General features: G+C 60.2%; 18 protein-coding genes. 9 read left to right on the top strand and 9 right to left on the bottom strand.

The features are described 5' to 3' along the window. Positions 1 to 107: 107 nt before the first annotated feature. The gene (locus AB2N08_RS06845) at positions 108 to 857 is read left to right on the top strand and encodes a GIY-YIG nuclease family protein (protein WP_367609892.1); all 750 of its coding nucleotides are present in this window, start codon (positions 108 to 110) and stop codon (positions 855 to 857) included. On the opposite strand, the gene AB2N08_RS06840 is transcribed toward AB2N08_RS06845, so the two are convergent. Beyond that, positions 854 to 2,053 (bottom strand): DNA cytosine methyltransferase, encoded by a 1,200-nt coding sequence (locus AB2N08_RS06840; protein ID WP_367609891.1) that lies wholly within the window; start codon positions 2,051 to 2,053, stop codon positions 854 to 856. The two genes, AB2N08_RS06845 and AB2N08_RS06840, sit on opposite strands and share 4 nt — an antisense overlap. A gap of 249 nt (positions 2,054 to 2,302) precedes the next feature. Between AB2N08_RS06840 and AB2N08_RS06835 the strand changes: the two genes are divergently transcribed. After that, complete coding sequence (locus AB2N08_RS06835) at positions 2,303 to 2,710, top strand: very short patch repair endonuclease (RefSeq protein ID WP_367609890.1); 408 nt, start codon at positions 2,303 to 2,305, stop codon at positions 2,708 to 2,710. Positions 2,711 to 2,784: 74 nt separating this feature from the next. Here AB2N08_RS06835 and gyrB read toward each other — a convergent pair whose 3' ends face one another. The 3 genes from gyrB to dnaA form a co-directional block, all read right to left on the bottom strand. Then, positions 2,785 to 5,289, bottom strand: coding sequence for a DNA topoisomerase (ATP-hydrolyzing) subunit B (gyrB, locus tag AB2N08_RS06830; RefSeq protein ID WP_367609889.1), 2,505 nt, complete (start codon positions 5,287 to 5,289; stop codon positions 2,785 to 2,787). 180 nt (positions 5,290 to 5,469) lie between these two features. After that, positions 5,470 to 6,576: a DNA polymerase III subunit beta gene (dnaN, locus tag AB2N08_RS06825; RefSeq protein WP_367609888.1), complete on the bottom strand. Its 1,107-nt coding sequence runs from the start codon at positions 6,574 to 6,576 to the stop codon at positions 5,470 to 5,472. A 97-nt stretch (positions 6,577 to 6,673) separates the two neighbouring features. Continuing rightward, positions 6,674 to 8,107 carry a chromosomal replication initiator protein DnaA gene (dnaA, locus tag AB2N08_RS06820; protein WP_367609887.1) on the bottom strand — a complete coding sequence of 478 codons (1,434 nt, stop codon included), beginning with the start codon at positions 8,105 to 8,107 and terminating at the stop codon, positions 6,674 to 6,676. A gap of 358 nt (positions 8,108 to 8,465) precedes the next feature. On the opposite strand from dnaA, the gene rpmH reads away from it, so the two are divergent. The 6 genes from rpmH (at position 8,466) to AB2N08_RS06790 (ending at position 13,524) form a co-directional block, all read left to right on the top strand. Continuing rightward, entirely contained in the window at positions 8,466 to 8,600 is a 135-nt protein-coding gene (gene rpmH, locus AB2N08_RS06815) for a 50S ribosomal protein L34 (RefSeq protein WP_040378179.1), read from the top strand. Between the two features lie 27 nt (positions 8,601 to 8,627). Then, entirely contained in the window at positions 8,628 to 9,023 is a 396-nt protein-coding gene (rnpA, locus tag AB2N08_RS06810) for a ribonuclease P protein component (protein ID WP_367609886.1), read from the top strand. Then, on the top strand, positions 9,020 to 9,280 hold the full coding sequence (gene yidD / locus AB2N08_RS06805) for a membrane protein insertion efficiency factor YidD (RefSeq protein WP_367609885.1): 261 nt from the start codon (positions 9,020 to 9,022) through the stop codon (positions 9,278 to 9,280). Before rnpA ends, yidD begins: the two co-directional genes overlap by 4 nt. An 8-nt stretch (positions 9,281 to 9,288) precedes the next feature. Next, positions 9,289 to 10,968: a membrane protein insertase YidC gene (gene yidC / locus AB2N08_RS06800; RefSeq protein ID WP_367609884.1), complete on the top strand. Its 1,680-nt coding sequence runs from the start codon at positions 9,289 to 9,291 to the stop codon at positions 10,966 to 10,968. A gap of 232 nt (positions 10,969 to 11,200) precedes the next feature. Continuing rightward, complete coding sequence (mnmE, locus tag AB2N08_RS06795) at positions 11,201 to 12,580, top strand: tRNA uridine-5-carboxymethylaminomethyl(34) synthesis GTPase MnmE (protein ID WP_367609883.1); 1,380 nt, start codon at positions 11,201 to 11,203, stop codon at positions 12,578 to 12,580. Positions 12,581 to 12,954: 374 nt separating this feature from the next. Next, a complete protein-coding gene (locus AB2N08_RS06790) occupies positions 12,955 to 13,524 on the top strand; it encodes a DUF1439 domain-containing protein (RefSeq protein ID WP_367609882.1) in 570 nt (189 codons plus the stop codon). 268 nt (positions 13,525 to 13,792) lie between these two features. Here AB2N08_RS06790 and AB2N08_RS06785 read toward each other — a convergent pair whose 3' ends face one another. Genes AB2N08_RS06785 through AB2N08_RS06775 form a run of 3 tightly spaced genes read right to left on the bottom strand, consistent with a single transcriptional unit; the run spans position 13,793 to position 15,584 of the window. Beyond that, positions 13,793 to 13,990 (bottom strand): hypothetical protein, encoded by a 198-nt coding sequence (locus tag AB2N08_RS06785; RefSeq protein WP_367609881.1) that lies wholly within the window; start codon positions 13,988 to 13,990, stop codon positions 13,793 to 13,795. Next, positions 13,987 to 14,607 carry an Hpt domain-containing protein gene (locus AB2N08_RS06780; RefSeq protein WP_367609880.1) on the bottom strand — a complete coding sequence of 207 codons (621 nt, stop codon included), beginning with the start codon at positions 14,605 to 14,607 and terminating at the stop codon, positions 13,987 to 13,989. Before AB2N08_RS06780 ends, AB2N08_RS06785 begins: the two co-directional genes overlap by 4 nt. Continuing rightward, entirely contained in the window at positions 14,604 to 15,584 is a 981-nt protein-coding gene (locus AB2N08_RS06775; RefSeq protein ID WP_367609879.1) for a CAP domain-containing protein, read from the bottom strand. Before AB2N08_RS06775 ends, AB2N08_RS06780 begins: the two co-directional genes overlap by 4 nt. A gap of 140 nt (positions 15,585 to 15,724) precedes the next feature. Between AB2N08_RS06775 and pssA the strand changes: the two genes are divergently transcribed. Continuing rightward, positions 15,725 to 16,507: a CDP-diacylglycerol--serine O-phosphatidyltransferase gene (pssA, locus tag AB2N08_RS06770; protein ID WP_367609878.1), complete on the top strand. Its 783-nt coding sequence runs from the start codon at positions 15,725 to 15,727 to the stop codon at positions 16,505 to 16,507. A gap of 40 nt (positions 16,508 to 16,547) precedes the next feature. Here pssA and AB2N08_RS06765 read toward each other — a convergent pair whose 3' ends face one another. Further along, positions 16,548 to 16,859, bottom strand: coding sequence for a metal-sensing transcriptional repressor (locus tag AB2N08_RS06765; RefSeq protein WP_367609877.1), 312 nt, complete (start codon positions 16,857 to 16,859; stop codon positions 16,548 to 16,550). 1 nt (position 16,860) lies between these two features. Next, the gene (locus AB2N08_RS06760; RefSeq protein ID WP_367609876.1) at positions 16,861 to 17,787 is read right to left on the bottom strand and encodes an aldo/keto reductase; all 927 of its coding nucleotides are present in this window, start codon (positions 17,785 to 17,787) and stop codon (positions 16,861 to 16,863) included. Positions 17,788 to 17,881: the final 94 nt, after the last annotated feature.

The raw sequence follows: 17,881 nt of genomic DNA, 5'->3' as shown, positions 1-17,881 counted from the left end.
GAGGACTCCTAACCTAAACACTGCGATTTTTGTGTTTCTGTCTGACCAAGACTGGTGCGCCTAAATCAGTTAGCATAGGGTCTCAGCAACATTTATCGGCGGCTATTTTGCACGACCTCTACGTATTCGACTTTCTTCGCACCGTGTCACATCAACTAAAAGACACCCTTGAAATATTACCAGCTTCGGATCTCAATGATGCGGCGATTATGCGGCTGCAAGATTTTCAGTTGGAGTCCCGAACATCTCAAGGTGTTTATGTCTTAATTTATGAAGGTCAGCCGAAATATATCGGTAAAGCTAATAACGTAAAAGAGCGACTCTCACAGCACCTTACAAAATTGCGCGGCCGAAAGAACATAATATTAGATTCTCTCTCTTATAAAGCGCTGTTGCTTGATAAAAGTATGAGTACTGCAGCCAATGAGGATATCCTAATAGGATTGTTTCGTCAGGAATATGCAGGAATGTGGAATGGTGCTGGTTTCGGACCAAAGGATCCGGGGAGGGAAAGAGATACAACCAAGCCAGGAAAATTTGATCAGGAACACCGCATAATTGAAGATTATCTCATCAATGTTAATCTTGATGAAAATCATAAAGTGGGGCTGGGGCATCTACTGTCTGCCATGAAATCTCAGCTGCCATATGTCTTCAGATACGAAGTTGATGCGGAGAATTTGAAAAGTGAGATTGACTTAAAAGCCAGCCGCCATACCGCAAAAGATTTACTTCAAGCCGTAGTAAATCATCTTGGTGAGGGCTGGCGAGGTGCGGTCATTAGTTACGGAATGGTGTTATATAAATCCAATAAAAATTATCCGCACGGAACGGAGTTAAACCCGGTTCAAGATTAAGCGGCAAGTTCGAGATTTTCTTGTCTAGCCGAGCGTAGGGAAATGCAAACACTTTCGGCTATCACAGAGGCCAAACGAACTGGCACCGCATTCCCTAACTGTCGCATTGTTTCGCTCCAAGTCCCTGAGAAAATAAATGAGTCGGGAAATGTCTGTATGCGAGCCGACTCGCGGACAGTAAAATACCTCACAGTACCATCGGGCCTACGCAACATGTTCTCACCTCCCGGTACGCCGTGATCGCCAGCCTTCAACGCTTTCGCGGGCTCGTCGAGCGGACTTCCTGTATGGCCTGCATAAATTCGCGCACCAGGCTGAAATTTATGGGCTTGTATCATTGTTGATGTAGAGTTTCTTTCTGGGTCTGGGAGATCGAAGATAGCGTCTCGCACAGTCAACCAAGGCGTCGATAGCTCAGAAATATCATCCGCTTCAGTGATTTTCTTCAGCACACGATCAATCGTCAGTGGACGTATAGGCCGATCTTTTTTGGCTACTTTATGGTAATCCCAGTAAGATCCCGTTTTCCACTGTGATAATAGCAGTGATTGTAGGCTGTGGGACTCAGAGGGAAATTTGAAATTTATGTTTAAATCTGCGCGAAATCCGACAATAAAAACACGCATGCGTTTCTGAGGGATTCCATAGTTAGCGGCATTGACTAGCTTCCACTGAATATTGTATTCGCTTAGCGCTCCGGACTTTCGATGCTGAGTAAGTCGCGCTAGATGGTTGAGCCATTCTTCACCTTCCCTCGATAATAGCGAAGGATATTCCAATTGCAATAAAATATAGTTAAAGTAATCCGAAAATGCGGCTCGCGTTAGTCCTTGGACATTTTCAAAAACAAACGCGCGCGGCTGATTTTCACGAACAGCACGAATTGCTTGAGGGAACATGTCACGTTGATCTAAAAAACTGCCGTGCTTGCCACCCAGCGAAAAAGGCTGGCACGGAGGACCTCCAGTTACCAAGTCAATTTCTTTAAAGTCTCTGTAATCTAAATTTCGGACGTCACCTTCGATGACGTCCGGCCAGTGCGATATCGGACTCACATTCGACTGCTTATTTATTCGAATCGTATTGCAAGCGTGCGAGTTCCACTCGACGATAGCCTTGTGTGTCACATGTTGACTCGAAAACCCGAGGGCCAAGCCACCGGCGCCGGCAAATAATTCAATCGAGTTAATTGTCATATCAATGTCAAATCAAAAAATGTGTTGTTGGCGAGGTTTTGCTGTTGAGGAGGAGAACTCACCACCATCCTACCAGCGATGATGTATTTTACTGTACGCCCATACAGTATTTCAAATCTTGTTCCACCGATGTGGCCATTCGAGTTTGAAATATCGTTGTATCCCCCCAACTTTGAGCGTGACGCTCATTGAGTCGCATCAATGGTAGCGGAAGCTTCTTGTGATGACGAGTCCTAAGGGGGAGGCAAGATGGTTGACACACTGAGTGCCACGAAGCGCAGCGAAGTGATGTCAAGGGTTCGCGGTAAGGATACGCGGCCAGAACTTCTCGTACGGCGTCTCATATATCATGCAGGGTACCGTTATCGGCTGCATGTCGCACAACTGCCAGGTCGTCCAGATATTGTATTCAACGGACGCAAGAGGGTGATTTTCGTACATGGATGCTTTTGGCATTCTCATACTGGTTGTCGAAATGCTCGAGTGCCGAAGTCTCGTCCTGAATTTTGGCAGTCCAAGCTTAAAGGGAATAAAGCAAGAGACGAGCGCAATCTCCACGAGTTGGTGGAGGCGGGGTGGCAGACTTTGGTGATATGGGAGTGTGAGCTCCGCGATCCCGACCTTGCTGCGAAGATCATTCGATTCTTGGAAGCCTGATCTCGACTTGAAATTCAGATCTCTGCTAGGGAAAAACCAAAGTTTCGCCCTAGCTGGCAAACATATCTACTTACTCAAACGTCAATGTTTCCGGCCCGCAGAGCATTCGCCTCAATGAAATTCCGCCGCGGCTCCACGTCATCCCCCATCAGCGTCGTAAAGATCTGATCCGCCGCGATCGCATCATCGATCTGCACCTTCAGCAGACGACGCACGGTCGGATCCATCGTGGTTTCCCACAACTGCGACGGGTTCATCTCGCCCAGCCCTTTATAGCGCTGCTTGGACACGCCACGCTCGGCTTCTTCACGCAACCACAGCATCGCTGCATGGAAGTCGCGCACCGCAAACTCTTTCATACGCTCGCCTTCGCCGCGGCGCACGATCGCGCCTTCGCCCATCAGGCCCTGGAACGTCGCTGCCGAGTTGGCCAGCACCGTGTAATCGGCGCCTGCCACGAAGTCGGCGTCAATCGACGTCACCTGTACGTTGCCGTGGTAGATACGTTCGATGCGCAGCGCGTGCTTGTCGGACAGGTCGTCCGAGCGCACCTTGACCTTGACGGCCGGATCGTCGATCGCTTTTTCCATCGCCTGCGCCGACACTTCGGCATTCTCGAGCGTGGTCAGGTCGAGCGCGACGCCGCCGCTGAAGATCGCGGTCAGTGCTGCCCGGTCGATCACGCGCGTCAGGCGCATCATGATGGTGTTGGCCAGGTTGTACTGGCGCGCCAGTTCGCCCAGCGCTTCGCCATTGATCGGCTCGGCGCCATCGCGCGGGATGAGCGACGCGGTATTGAGCGCGAACGTCATCATGTAGCTTGCTTCTTCGATGTCATCCTTCAGATAACGTTCGTCGCGGCCGGCTTTTACTTTATACAGCGGCGGTTGCGCGATATAGATGTGGCCGCGCTCGACCAGCTGCGGCATCTGGCGATAGAACAGCGTCAGCAGCAGGGTACGGATGTGGGCGCCGTCGACGTCCGCATCGGTCATGATGATGATGCGGTGGTAGCGCAATTTCTCGACGTTGAATTCGTCCGGGCCGATCGAGGTGCCGAGCGTGGCGATCAGGGTCGTGATCTGCTCCGACGACAGCATCTTTTCGAAGCGCGCCTTTTCCACGTTCAGCACCTTGCCGCGCAGCGGCAAGATTGCCTGGAACTTGCGGTCGCGGCCCTGCTTGGCCGAGCCACCTGCCGAGTCACCCTCGACGATGTAGAGTTCGGCCAGCGCCGGGTCGCGTTCCTGGCAGTCGGCCAGTTTCGACGACAGGCCCAGGCCGTCCATGACGCCTTTACGGCGCGTCAGGTCGCGTGCCTTGCGCGCCGCTTCGCGGGCGCGAGCTGCTTCGACAATCTTGCCGCAGATGATCTTGGCGTCGTTCGGCTTTTCGGCCAGGAAGTCGGTCAGCGTCTTGGCGACGATCTCTTCGACCGGGCCGCGCACTTCGGACGAGACCAGTTTATCCTTGGTCTGCGACGAGAATTTCGGTTCCGGCACTTTCACTGACAGCACGCAGGTCAGGCCTTCGCGCATGTCGTCGCCCGATATCTCGACCTTGGCCTTCTTGGCGAAATCGTGTTCGTCGATGTACTTGTTGATGACGCGCGTCATCGCTGCGCGCAGGCCGGTCAGGTGACTCCCGCCGTCGCGCTGCGGGATGTTGTTCGTGAAGCACAGCACCTGCTCGTTGAAGGCGTCGTTCCACTGCATCGAAACGTCGACCGAGATGTTCGTGTTCTGGTCGGACATGCGCTCGCCGGTCGCCTGGAAGACGGTTGGGTGCAGCACGTTCTTGGCCTTGTTGATGTACTCGACGAAACCGCGCGTGCCGCCTTCGAACGCGAACATTTCTTCCTTGCCCGAACGCTGGTCGGTCAGCTTGATGCTCACGCCATTGTTCAGGAACGACAGTTCGCGGATACGCTTGGACAGGATTTCGTAGTGAAATTCGACGTGGTTGAAGATGGTCTCGTCGGCCCAGAAGTGCACGTCGGTGCCGCGCTTGTCGGTCTCGCCGATGACCTTGATCGGCGATACTTCGATGCCGTTGACCATTGCCAGTTCGCGATTTTGCGGCACGCCGCGCACGAATTCCATCTGGTGCACTTTGCCGTCGCGGCGGATCGTCACGCGCAGCAGTTTTGACAGTGCATTCACGCACGAGACGCCCACGCCGTGCAGGCCGCCCGAGACTTTGTACGAATTCTGGTCGAACTTGCCGCCAGCGTGCAGTTCGGTCAGGACGATCTCGGCCGCCGAGCGTTTCGGCTCGTGCTTGTCGTCCATTTTCAGGCCGACAGGAATGCCGCGGCCGTTGTCGGTAATCGAAATCGAATTATCGGAGTGGATCGTGACGTGGATTTCGGTGCAGTGGCCGGCCAGCGATTCGTCGATCGAGTTGTCCAGCACTTCGAACACCAGGTGATGCAGGCCGGTGCCGTCGGACGTGTCGCCAATGTACATGCCCGGGCGCTTGCGCACCGCTTCCAGGCCTTCCAGGATCTGGATCGAGGAGGCGCCGTAATCATCCACCGGGACGGCGGGGATATTCTCTGCTGGGGTATTCTCGGACATGGACTACTTTCTATAAAACGGGTGGATCCGGTTGCTTGCGGCCTGCAACCGAGAACCGTCGTTCCCGCGGAGGCGGGAACCCAATTTTGCTCGATATGCCGACATACTTGGATTCCCGCCTGCGCGGGAATGACGGTTTCAAGGCTCACTACTGGCGATGCGCCGTCTGGCACTCAACCTTTAAATACGCATCGGCATGACGACATACTTGAAGTCGCCAACTTCAGGAATCGAAATCAGCGCCGACGAGTTCGAGTCGCCCAGTGCGATATTGACCTGGTCGCACTTCAGGTTATTGAGCACGTCGAGCAGGTACGTGACGTTGAAGCCGATGTCGATCGAATCGCCACCGTAGTCAATCTCGAGTTCTTCGACCGCTTCTTCCTGGTCGGCATTGGTCGAGCTGATCTTCATGACGCCCGGCTCGATGATGCAGCGTACGCCTTTGAACTTGTCGCTGGTCATGATCGCGGCGCGCTGCAGCGAGCGCAGCAGTTCATCGCGGCTGATCGTGAAATCGTTCTTGTAACCCTTCGGAATCACGCGCGTGTAGTCAGGGAACTTGCCCTCAACCAGTTTCGAGACCAGCTCGATGTCGGCGAAGGTCAGTTTGACCTGCGACGCCGCGATGTCCAGGCGCACGGTTTCATCGTTTTCTTCCAGCAGGCGCTGCAGTTCGATGATGGTCTTGCGCGGGATGATGACTTCCTGGCGCTCGAACTGCTGTTCGGTTTCCACCGAGCAGAACGCCAGACGGTGGCCGTCGGTCGCCACGGCAATGATGCTGCTGCCGTCGAGCACCAGCAGCAGGCCGTTCAGGTAGTAACGGATGTCCTGCTGGGCCATCGAGAAGTACACCATGTTGAACAGGTGCTTGAGTGTCTTTTGCGGCAGCGTGACCGACGCGTTATAGGTGTCGGCGATCGACACGGTCGGGAATTCCTCGGCCGCGAGCGTCTGCAGCGCGAAGCGCGACTTGCCGCTCTGCACGGCCAGGCGCTTGTTCTGCAACGTCATCGTGACGTCGCCTGATTCCGGCAGCGCGCGCAGGATGTCGAGCAGCTTGCGCGCCGCGACCGTCGTGCCGGCCACGTCGTCGCCGGCGCCGATATTGGCGTGCGTGGTGATCTGCACTTCGGTGTCGGTCGACAGGAACGACACGTTCTGGCCATCTTTGCGAATGAGGATATTGGCCAGAATCGGCATAGTGTGCCGACGCTCGACAATACCACTCACGATCTGCAGTGGCCGGAGAAGCGTATCTCGGGTGGATTTGACCAATTGCATAGATATCCTCAGTACGTTGTTTGGTGAAATAATTACTAATACGACATTGTGCCATTGCCACAGGCAAAGACAAGATTTCCTGACTGATGTGCCCGGATCAGCCCTTCAAGGTCTGTTCCAGCACGTGCAGCTCGTGGTTGCATTCGGGATTCTTCTGACGGTCGCCCGCGATCTTGCGCACCGCGTGCAGCACGGTCGTGTGGTCGCGTCCGCCGAACAGTTCGCCGATCTCGGGCAGGCTCTTTTGCGTCAGTTCCTTGGCCAGGTACATGGCGATCTGGCGCGGGCGGGCAATGTTGGCCGGCCGGCGCTTCGAGTACATGTCGGCGACCTTGATGTTGAAGAAGTCGGCCACCGTCTTCTGGATGTTTTCCACTGAGATCTGGCGGTTCTGCACCGACAGCAGGTCTTTCAGCGCTTCTTTCACGACGTCGATCGTGATGTCCTTGCCGTGGAAACGCGAGTACGCCAGGATCTTGCGCAGCGCGCCTTCCAGCTCGCGCACGTTCGAGCGCAGGTGCTTGGCCACGAAGAAGGCCACGTCGTCCGACAGCGTCACGTCTTCGGATTGCGCTTTTTTCAGCAGGATCGCGACGCGCATTTCGAGTTCCGGCGGCTCGATCGCCACCGTCAGGCCAGAGTCGAAACGCGAGATCAGGCGGTCGTCCATGCCCGTGATCTCTTTCGGATAGGTATCCGAGGTGATGATGATCTGTTTCTTCGCGGCGATCAAAGCCTCGAACGCATAGAAGAACTCTTCCTGCGTGCGGCTTTTGCCGCCGAAGAATTGAATATCATCGATCAGGAGCATGTCGAGCGAGTGATAGTAGTGCTTGAAGTCGTCGAAGCCCTTGCGTTGATAGGCGGTGACGACGTCGCGCACGTACTGCTCGGCGTGGATGTAGCGGATGCGCGCGTTCGGCTGGTCGGCCATGACCTGGTTGCCGATCGCGTGGATCAGGTGGGTTTTACCAAGGCCGACGCCGCCGTAGAAGAACAGCGGGTTGTATGACACGCCCGGATTGTTCGCCACCTGGATCGCGGCGGCGCGCGCCAGCTGGTTGGCCTTGCCGGTCACGAAGCTGTCGAAGGTCAGTTCGGTGTTGATGCGGCTTTGCTCGCGTTTTGGCGAGTTGGCGATGTTCAGGTTCTGGTTATGGTTCGGGCCATTGCCCTGGCCATTGTTCGGGCTCGGGTGTTCGGCGCCGGGCGCAGGGCGCGGGGCGTTGAAGTCGACCGTCGCGGTGGAACCGGACGCACCGGCGCTGACCGTGTTGCGGGACGGGTGCGTTTTAGGGTCGAGCACAAACTGCACCTCGACTGGCGCTTCCCAATACTGGGCGGCCAACTCCGTGATGCGGGTGGCAAACTGTGTCTTGACCCAGTCGAGCTTGAAGCGATTCGGTGCGGCCACGCGCAGCTTGCCGTCTTCGTAGTCGAGGGCGACCAGCGGTTTGATCCACGCGCTATATTGCTGTGGCGTGAGCTCGAGCTCTAGCTGCGCGGAACAGGTCTGCCAAAAATTTTCCATTACTTCGCTTGTTGATACGTAACACGCTATTTTACCCGCACCGGACAAAGTTATCCACAGGCGGCGCACATATTTTCCACCGAAATGGGCTGTCGGGGCGCCTACTTGCCGGGCTGGAATGGGCGTGGAACGCGGCTTGCGAAACAACATCAACCTTGACACTGCGGCGCGAAGTAGAGTCTAATTCAGGGTTCCCCGTCCGTGCACCGTGTCAGGCTGATAATTTCAGCGGCTGGTAGTCGGGCGAAGAGAGGCCTGTGACATGACGCGAGCTTGATCTGCGAAACTGTCATCGGCGCCGAATCTGACACAAGTCAGACCCGATTTTGCATCTTATTTTGCTTTAAGCGAGACCACCATGAAACGTACTTACCAACCTTCCGTCGTCCGTCGCAAGCGCACGCACGGCTTCCGCGCACGTATGGCTACCCGTGGTGGCCGTCAAGTCCTGAACGCTCGCCGCGCCAAAGGCCGCAAGCGTCTGGCTGTCTAAGTCACACACCGCACGTTGCGGTCAGTGATGACAGGCGAAGGTTCGCACGACTTCGCGCGCGTTCGGCGCATCGTTAAAACGGATGAATTTTCATCCGTTTTTCGTTTGCGGCCAGCGCAAAAAACGGCGCATTTCGTGCTCTATACGCGACCGAACGCACTGCCGCATGCGCGGTTGGGCGTCGTTGCGGCCAAGCGCTTTGCGCCGCGCGCCGTCACGCGCAACACGATCAAGCGCATCACGCGCGAACTGTTCCGCACCACCGGCTTGCCGCCTGTCGATTGCATCGTACGCTTGTCGCGTCCGGTCAATGGCAAGGATGGCCCGGCCACGAACCGGGCCCTGAAGGCCGCGTTGAAGGTGGAACTGACGCGCCTGTTCGCGTCGCAGCAACGGCGCCCGGCGCCGGTGGACGCGTCATGAAGACGCTGTTCATCTGGCTGCTGCGCGGCTATCAGCTGCTGATCTCGCCGATGCTCGGGCCGCGTTGCCGTTTCTATCCCAGCTGTTCCAATTACGCGATCGAAGCGTTGCGCGTCCACGGCGCCGCACGCGGTTCCTGGCTGGCCGCGCGCCGCGTGGGCCGCTGCCACCCGTGGAATGCGGGCGGTCTCGACCCGGTGCCGCCTAAAGGCGCCAAGGAATCCCATTCAGCCGCTTGCGGTTGCAACCACTCCTGAAGACTCCAATGGAATTCAATAAACGTACTGTCCTGTGGATCGTGTTCGCCATTTCCCTGATTGTTCTCTGGAACAATTGGATGGTGGCTAACGGCAAACAGTCGATGTTCTCGCCGGCGCGTCCGGCGCAGGTTGCCCAGCAAAAGACGTCCGATGTACCGGCCGCTCCGCAAGCCGGCAGCAATGCCGTGCCGGGCGTGCCCGCTGCGGCAGGCACGCCTGTCGTTCCTGGCGGAGCGCCCGTGGTGGCCGCTGCCAGCCCGGTCGTCACCGTCACCACCGACGTGGTCAAGGTCGACATCGACCCGGTCGGCGGTGTGATCAAGCGCCTGGAAATGCTCAAGTTCCGCGATCACTTCGACAAGACCAAGAACCAGGTCCTGTTCAGCGTGAACGGTCCGAGCGTGTACCTGGGCCAGACTGGCCTGATCGGCACCACTGCCAGCGGCGTGCTGCCGAACCACACCACGCCGTTCGTCGTGCGTGCCGGCGAGCGCACCCTGGGCGCCAATGGCCAAGTGCAGGTGGTGATGGATGCGGAGCAGGGCGGCGTGCGCCTGACCAAGACGCTGACGTTCCGCAAAGGCGACTACCTGATCGGCGTGCGTCATGACGTGACCAATATCGGCACCGCGCCGGTCCAGCCATCGCTGTACCTGCAGCTGCAGCATGACGGTACCAAGCCGGCCACCGATTCGTGGTTCATGCCAAGCTACACCGGCCCGACCCTGTACACGAGCACCGACAAGTACCAGAAGCTGACCTTCGAGCAGATCGAAAAGGGCAGTGCGGATCACTCGGCCAAAGCCGACAACGGCTGGGTCGCGATCTCGCAGCACTTCTTCGTGTCGGCCTTCATCCCGGCCGACAAGGCGCCGCGCGACATCTTCACCAAGAAGATCGCCAACAACCTGTATGCGATCGGCACCGTGCAATCGATGGGCACCGTGGCGCCTGGCGCAACCGTGTCGGTCGACTCCCGCCTGTATTCGGGGCCGCAGGACGAGCAGATCCTGGAAACGATCACGCCGGGCCTGGAGCTGGTGAAGGATTACGGCATGCTGACCGTGATCGCGAAGCCGATCTTCTGGGTCATGACGCAGCTGCACGCGATGCTGGGCAACTGGGGCTGGACCATCGTCGCGCTGACCATCCTGATCAAGCTGGCGTTCTTCCCGCTGTCGGCGGCAGGTTATCGCAGCATGGCCAAGATGCGTGTGGTCACGCCGAAAATGCAGGCGATCCGCGAACGCTTCAAGAGCGATCCGGTCAAGATGCAGCAAGCCACGATGGAGCTGTACAAGACCGAGAAGATCAATCCGCTGGGCGGCTGCCTGCCGATCCTGGTGCAGATGCCGGTGTTCTTCGCCCTGTACTGGGTGCTGCAAGCGTCGGTCGAGATGCGCGGCGCGCCGTGGATCGGCTGGATCCAGGATCTGACGCAGCCTGACCCGTTCTACATCCTGCCAATCATCTACGCGGTATCGATGTTCATCACGACCAAGCTCAATCCGCAGCCGACCGACCCGGTGCAGGCCAAGATGATGCTGTTCATGCCGATCGCGTTCTCGGTGGTGTTCTTCTTCTTCCCGTCCGGCCTCGTGCTGTACTGGGTGGTGAATAACATCCTGTCGATCGCGCAGCAGTGGGTCATCACGCGCAAGTTCGAGACGGCCGCAGCAAAGTAAGCTGCGCTGGTCTTTGCGAGAAACCCGCGCCGTGTGCGCGGGTTTTTTTTGAGGTGGCGGTGTGCGTGCGGACTTGGATTCCCGCCTCCGCGGGAATGACGTGCTGAGGAAGCGGGTCATCGGCGAATTCGCAGCTCGCAGCCGAAAAACCGTCGTTCCCGCGAAGGCGGGAACCCAAGTAAGTCAGCATAGCTTCCACGCTTCCACCACCCGTATCCCTTACAATCCCCCCATGAAACTCGATACCTCACCCATCGCCGCCATCGCCACCGCCCCCGGCCGCGGCGGCATCGGCGTCGTGCGCGCCTCCGGCAAGTCGCTCGGCACCCTGATCGACGCCCTGTTCCCCGGCGTGACACTCGCGCCGCGTCACGCCACCTACATCCCGTTCAAGGCCGCCAACGGCGACATCATCGACGAAGGCCTGGCCCTGTATTTCCCTGGCCCGCATTCGTACACCGGCGAAGACGTGCTGGAACTGCAAGGCCACGGCGGTCCGATCGTGCTGCAGATGCTGTTGGGACGCGTGCTGGAGGCGGGCAGTGCGCTCGATCTGCGCCTGGCCGAACCGGGCGAATTCACGCGCCGCGCTTTTCTCAACGATAAACTCGACCTGGCCCAGGCCGAGGCGGTGGCCGACCTGATCGACGCATCCACCGAAGCTGCCGCCAAGTCGGCGTCGCAGTCATTGTCTGGCGCCTTTTCGCAAGTCGTGCACACGCTGGTCGACCAGACGACCAACCTGCGCATGCTGGTCGAGGCGACGCTTGACTTCCCGGAAGAAGAAATCGACTTCCTTGAAAAATCGAACGCGCGCGGCCAGCTCGCCGGGATCATCACGGCGCTGGAAAACGTGTTTCGCCAGGCGGCGCAAGGCGCGCTGCTGCGCGAGGGCTTGAACGTGGTGCTGGTGGGGCAGCCGAACGTGGGCAAGTCCTCACTTCTCAACGCGCTGGCCGGGGCCGACGTCGCCATCGTCACGCCAATCGCCGGCACCACGCGCGACAAGGTCAGCGAGACGATCCAGATCGAGGGCATCCCGCTCAATATCATCGATACCGCGGGTATCCGGGCAATCAGCGACGAGATCGACGTGGTCGAGCGCATCGGCATCGAACGCACTTGGGGCGAAGTGGGCAAGGCCGACGTGATCCTGCACCTGCTTGACGCGAACCTGGGCCCGAGCGCGGCCGACGAGGCGATCGTCGCGGCCTTCCCGGCCAATGTGCCGGTGGTGCGCGTCTGGAACAAGATCGACCTGTCGGGCCACAAGCCGTCGAAGGACGAAAGCGTGGATGCCGTGCACCTGTATCTGTCGGCCCATGAAAAGCTGGGTATCGACCTGCTGCGCGCCGAACTGCTGCGCATCGCCGGCTGGCAGCAGACGGGCGAGTCACTGTTTCTGGCGCGCGAACGACACCTGATCGCCCTGCGCGCAGCGAGCGAACACCTGGAACTGGCGCGCCAGCATGCGATGCAGGACGATCAGTCGCTGGATCTGTTCGCCGAAGAACTGCGGCTGGCGCAGGATCAGCTGTCCAGCATCACCGGGCAGTTCACGCCGGATGATTTGCTGGGGGTGATTTTTGGGCGGTTCTGTATCGGGAAGTAGACGTCGCGTGCATCAAGGAAAACTAGCCAGAACCAGCCGGTGTCAAACCAGCCGGTGTCAGGTCTGACATTCGGACACGAGCCCTACGCTAGCGCCTATGCCGAATTTGTCAGGCACCTGTCAGGCAAGCTGATTTAATTGACATTCCAGCCGGTGTCAGGTCTGACATTCGGACACGAGCCCTACGCTAGCGCCTATGCCGAATTTGTCAGGCACCTGTCAGGCAAGCTGATTTAATTGTAAGGCTGAGCCCGTGTCCAAATGTCAGACCTGACACTGGCTTTTGGATGATTTGCTGGGGGTGATTTTTGGGCGGTTCTGTATCGGGAAGTAAGCATTGGGTGCGCCAGCGCCGGGCATGCTAGGCTTGGGCCATGGACACCCAACTCACCCATTCCAGGCGCCGCACGGCGCTGCGCTTTGCCGCCATACTCGCCGGCGCCAGCCTGCTCTCATCCTGCGCCAGCGTCCTCGGCCCGCGACAGGTCGAGCTGCCGTTACACAAGCTGCAATCTGGCCTCGACAAGCGCTTCCCCATCAACGAGCGCCTGCTCGAGATCTTCGATGTCCAGCTCACGCGGCCGCAACTGTCGCTGGTGCCGGACCAGGACCGTGTCGCATTGGCTGTGGATGCATCCGTGGCCCCGCCGTTCGCGCGCGCCTGGGCTGGCAACGTGGCGTTCTCGGGTCGCCTGTACGTCGACCCGGGCCGCGCCGCCGTCATGATGGCCGAGCCGCGCGTCGACCGCCTGCAGCTAGGCAATCCCGACGCCGAGCGCCAGTTGATGCGCGTTGCCAATACCCTGATCGACACCGTCGCGCGCGATATGCCGGTGTATGCGTTCGACCAGAAAGACTTGCGCTACGCCGGCGTGCAATTCGTACCGACCCGCATCCAGACCACGCGCACGGGCCTGTTGGTCACGCTCGAACCGGCAAAATAAGTATGGCTGGGTAGGCTTTGCGCGACGCTTTGGCTACTGCGCGCTGGCTCTTGCAACGGAAACGTTGCGGTCGTGTCAAATTGCGCTGACACGTCAGTTCAGGGATTGCACCCGCCCTGCATTGGGCGCACACTAAAAGCCACGAACCGTAGCGATGGGTTCGCTAGTTGGGCTCCGGCTTGCGCTTTCTCATGTGTACGGAGTTCCACTGAAGTAATCTTTCTCTGACTTCAGGTTGCCGTATCAGGGGGTGGATCTTGGAAACGAATTACGAGAGTTTTCCGGACAGTGGACGGCCCTTGGAGCCGCCATCCGTCTCGGCCGCCGCCGCCGTGAGCGCCATGCCCAACCGCGCCAGCCTGCCCGCCAAGGGATCGTGCTGGTATTGCGAAAAGCCGCTCGACAGCGTGCGGCGATTCTGCGGCAAGCCCTGCGCCGACGCCTTCGACGAAGAGGCCGAGTTCACACGTTGATGCCGGTCGCCGGCGCGTCGCCGACGTACCCCAGCAATACCAATGCATGCTCGAAATCGAAGCGCCTGACGGCTGAGTCCAAGGCCGCCATGCGCTCGCTGCCCAGCGTGACCAACAGGCGTGGCCGCAGCAGCGCCACCAGTTCGGGCGCGCCGCCGTCGCCGACATCCAACATCGCGCGCAGCCGCGCCACGTCACGCGCATCGACCGGCAGCGCTGCCAACGCCACCGCTGACTGCGGCGCATCCGACGCCGCAAGTAGCGCATCCACTTCCACCAGCACCCGCGCCAGTTCGGCGTCGAGGGCATCGATCAGTGCCGTCGGCGCGGCGCCGCCGGACTTGAGCGCCAGTTCGACGTCGAGCGCCAGGCCGCGCAGATGGCGCGCCTCGAGCATGCCGGCCGCACCCTTGAGCGTGTGGGCAATGCGCTGCGCCAGCACCGCGTCGCCGACATCGAGAGCGGCGTGCAGGCGCGTGGTCAGGTTGCGGTAGTCGCCGGCGAAGCGCGCCAGCAGGCGCAGGAACATGGCGGTGTCGCCCATGACCCGGTCCAGGCCCGCGGCCAGGTCGATGATGGCTGCGGTGTTGCCGGTCGGGGCGGCCGTCACCGGGTGGTGAACGACCAGGCGCGCGTGACGGCCGCGCCGTTGACCGTGCCGGTGAAGCTGACGTCGTAGGTGGTGGCCGCGCGCAGCGGCTGGAGCGGGACGATGGAGGCGGCCGGCTTGCTGGTCGAGAGCGGATCGACGCGCAGTACGGCCAGGTCACTGCCGCCGCGCGGGCGCACGGTAAAGCTCGTGACCGTGACGTTCGAATCGAGGTTGGTGTGCACGCTGATCGGATAGCCCACTTCGTTGGCGTTCGGGACCGGGTCGGGCTGCTCGGTGTTGCTGAAGAAGTTCGGCACGACCTGGGTCTGGCCATTGAACGGCCAGGTGACGAGCGTGCCGCGCGCGATGCCGGGGCCGTAGCCATCGCGGCTGGCGAAATCGGCGGTAAAGTAGCGGTAGCCGCTGCTGGCGGTGGCCGCGCCGGTGCCGATCTCGCGGAACATCGGTTCGAAGATCACGAAGCGATGGTAGATCGCCGTGATCAGTTCTTCGGCCATGTAGAAGCCCGAGCCGCTGCTGCTGCCGGAGATGACTTCGCCGTAGGCGTAGCCGCGCTCGGCGCTGAGCGTGTAGCCGGCCGCGTTCAGGCGCGCGCCCAGATCGGCGCCGGTAAAGCCCTGGCGCCCGGCGACCTGGTCGTGGCTCATGATGTTATTGAGGCGCAGGTAGTCGGAGTGCCCGAGCGCGGCGTTGTTGATCTGCGCGTTCTCGGGCACGGCCGGCACGCCGATCTGGCCGCGCCGATAGTTGATCCAGTTGCGCCCGTCGACGGCGATGTTGCCGGTCTGCGTCGGCGCCGCGACGCCGGTGGGTTCCGGTGCGACAGATGCGTCGGGGCTGACCGCGGTGCCGCCCATGACCTGGCCGGAAGGGCTGTCGCTATCGCTGCTGCCACAGGCGGTCAGGCTCAACGCCGCGGCCAGGACTGCGGTCAGGGCCGGGGTAGATACATGCCAACGCGGCGTATAGCTCATCTTGCAACTCCTGTCAATACGGGCTTAATTCGATATTCTAGGACAAATCGGCGCGGCATGGCGGGTGGTGACGTCAACGCGCAACCACCATATTTTGCAGCCTGTAGAATAAGCCATCATTTATCTTGTCGAGCCGTCCATTGAAGCCAATTAACCAACAACGCCTCGCACGCGCCAAGTTCGCCTTGCCGAGTTCCGTCACGTTGCTGTCGATCGCCTGCGGCTTCGCCAGTATCGTGATCTCGGTCGACAATGCGCGCGTGGGCGACCCGGCCGATTTTCGCCTGGCCGCCATTTTGCTGGTGCTGGCCGGCGTGTTCGATGCGCTCGACGGCTTCGTGGCCCGCGCCACCAATACCCAGTCCAGCTTCGGCATGCAGCTCGATTCGATCGCCGACGTGATGAACTTTGGCTGTGCACCGGGCCTGCTCCTGTATTGTTACGGCTTCACGCAACTGAACGACATGCATCCGACGCTGGTGCGCATGGGCGGCCTGGCCTGCTTCGTGTTCGTCACCTGCGGCGCGCTGCGCCTGGCGCGCTTCAATATCAGCAAGGACCGCACCGACCCGCGTTATTTCGTTGGCATGCCAATCACCGCCGGCGCGGCCTGCGTGTCGGCCGTGGTCGTGGCCTGGCCCGATCCGGTCACCCAGATGGCGCCGGCCTTCATGGTCGCTGCCTTGATGGTGGCGGTCGGCGCGCTGATGGTCTCGACGATCCGCTTCCCCAGCTCCAAGCACCCGAGCGGCAAGATGATGATCGTGATCGTCGCCGTGTGCGCGGCCTTGCTGGCCGTGCTGCAGACGCGCTTCTTCGTGCTGTTCTTCCTGGTGTATGTGTGCCTGACGCTGCTGCTCAATATCGGCTGGAAGATGGGCTGGCGCGGCGTGGCGCAGCCGAAAGTCTACGAAGACGAGTAGGGTTGGCGAGGAACCCGCCAACCCTACGCCTCGTCCCCACTCAGGCGAATTTGTCGAGCATCGCCGCCAGGTGCGCGGCGCGCGCGCGTGCCTCCGCCAGATCGGCCGCGTCGCCCGTCTGGGTCACGATCGACGCGGTCAGCAACTGCACGAACGAGCGGTCGAGCGCCTTGCGCGCCGCCGCCATCTGCTGCGCCACCGCGTCGCAATCGGATGGCGTGTCGGCCAGCGCGATCAGCTTTTGCACGCCGCGCAGCTGGCCCTCGATCCGCGCCAGCCGGTTCAGCAGATCCTTCTTTTGCGGCGCGCTGAGCGCCTTGCCTTCGACGATCTTGACGTGGGCTTCGAGCATGTCAGGCCACCTCGTGGCCGCGCGCGGCGCGCAGGATGTGGAACCAGTCCTCGCGCGCCAGTTCGAACGTCGTGCCCTTCACCGCATCGGCGATCGCCGCGATGCGGCCGGTGCCGGTCAGCGGAATCGGTCGGCTCGGCAGGCGCATGATCCACGCGAACACCACGCTGGCGAACGGTTGATCGAGGCGCTCGGCGATGCCCTGGATCGTCTGACGCAGCAGGGCCGCGCGCTCGTTGGCCGGGTCGAACAGGCGCCCGCCGCCGAGTGGCGACCAGACCATCGGCGCCACGCCCAGGTCTTGCAGGCCGTCGAAGGTTTCGTCGAACAGCGGCGTCGTCACGAGCGGCGAGAACTCGACCTGATTGGTGCTCAGGGCCACGCGGCGATTGAGCGACTCGAACTGGTGCCGCGTGAAATTGGACACGCCCACGTGGCGCACCTTGCCGGCCTTCTGCAGGCGCGTGAAGGCGTCGGCGACCTCGTCGAAATTCATCAACGGATCGGGGCGATGAATCAGCAGCAGGTCGAGGTGATCGGTATGCAGCCGGCGCAGCGATTCCTCGGCCGACGCGATGATGTGCGCCGCATCGGTGTCGTAGTGCTGGATCGAGTGGCCGGGATGTTTGGCCGACATGAGCCGGATGCCGCACTTGCTCACCAGTTCGATGCGCTCGCGCAGCGAAGGCTGGGCGCGCAGGGCTTCGCCGAACAGCGTCTCGACGCCGTAGTCGCCATAGATGTCCGCGTGGTCGAACGTGGTCACGCCCAGCGCGATGGATTGTTCGATGAAGGCGACGCGCGCCGCGACCGGCATGGCCCATTCGGTCATGCGCCACATGCCGGCGACGATGCGCGACAGCTCCGGGCCACCTTCGCGCGTCAGGATACGGGGGCAGCGCAGGTCGGCAGGCAGCGAGGCGGGCATGTTGATTCTTTCGTCATGACGGGATGTCACGATTATAACGGCAAAAAAAAGCCCGCCAGCGGCAGTACGCAGGCGGGCTTTCCATTGGTTAAGA

The organism is Massilia aurea, from assembly GCF_040790145.1.
Taxonomy (GTDB): domain Bacteria; phylum Pseudomonadota; class Gammaproteobacteria; order Burkholderiales; family Burkholderiaceae_D; genus Telluria; species Telluria aurea_C.
This window is presented reverse-complemented; position numbering and strand designations above follow the sequence as displayed.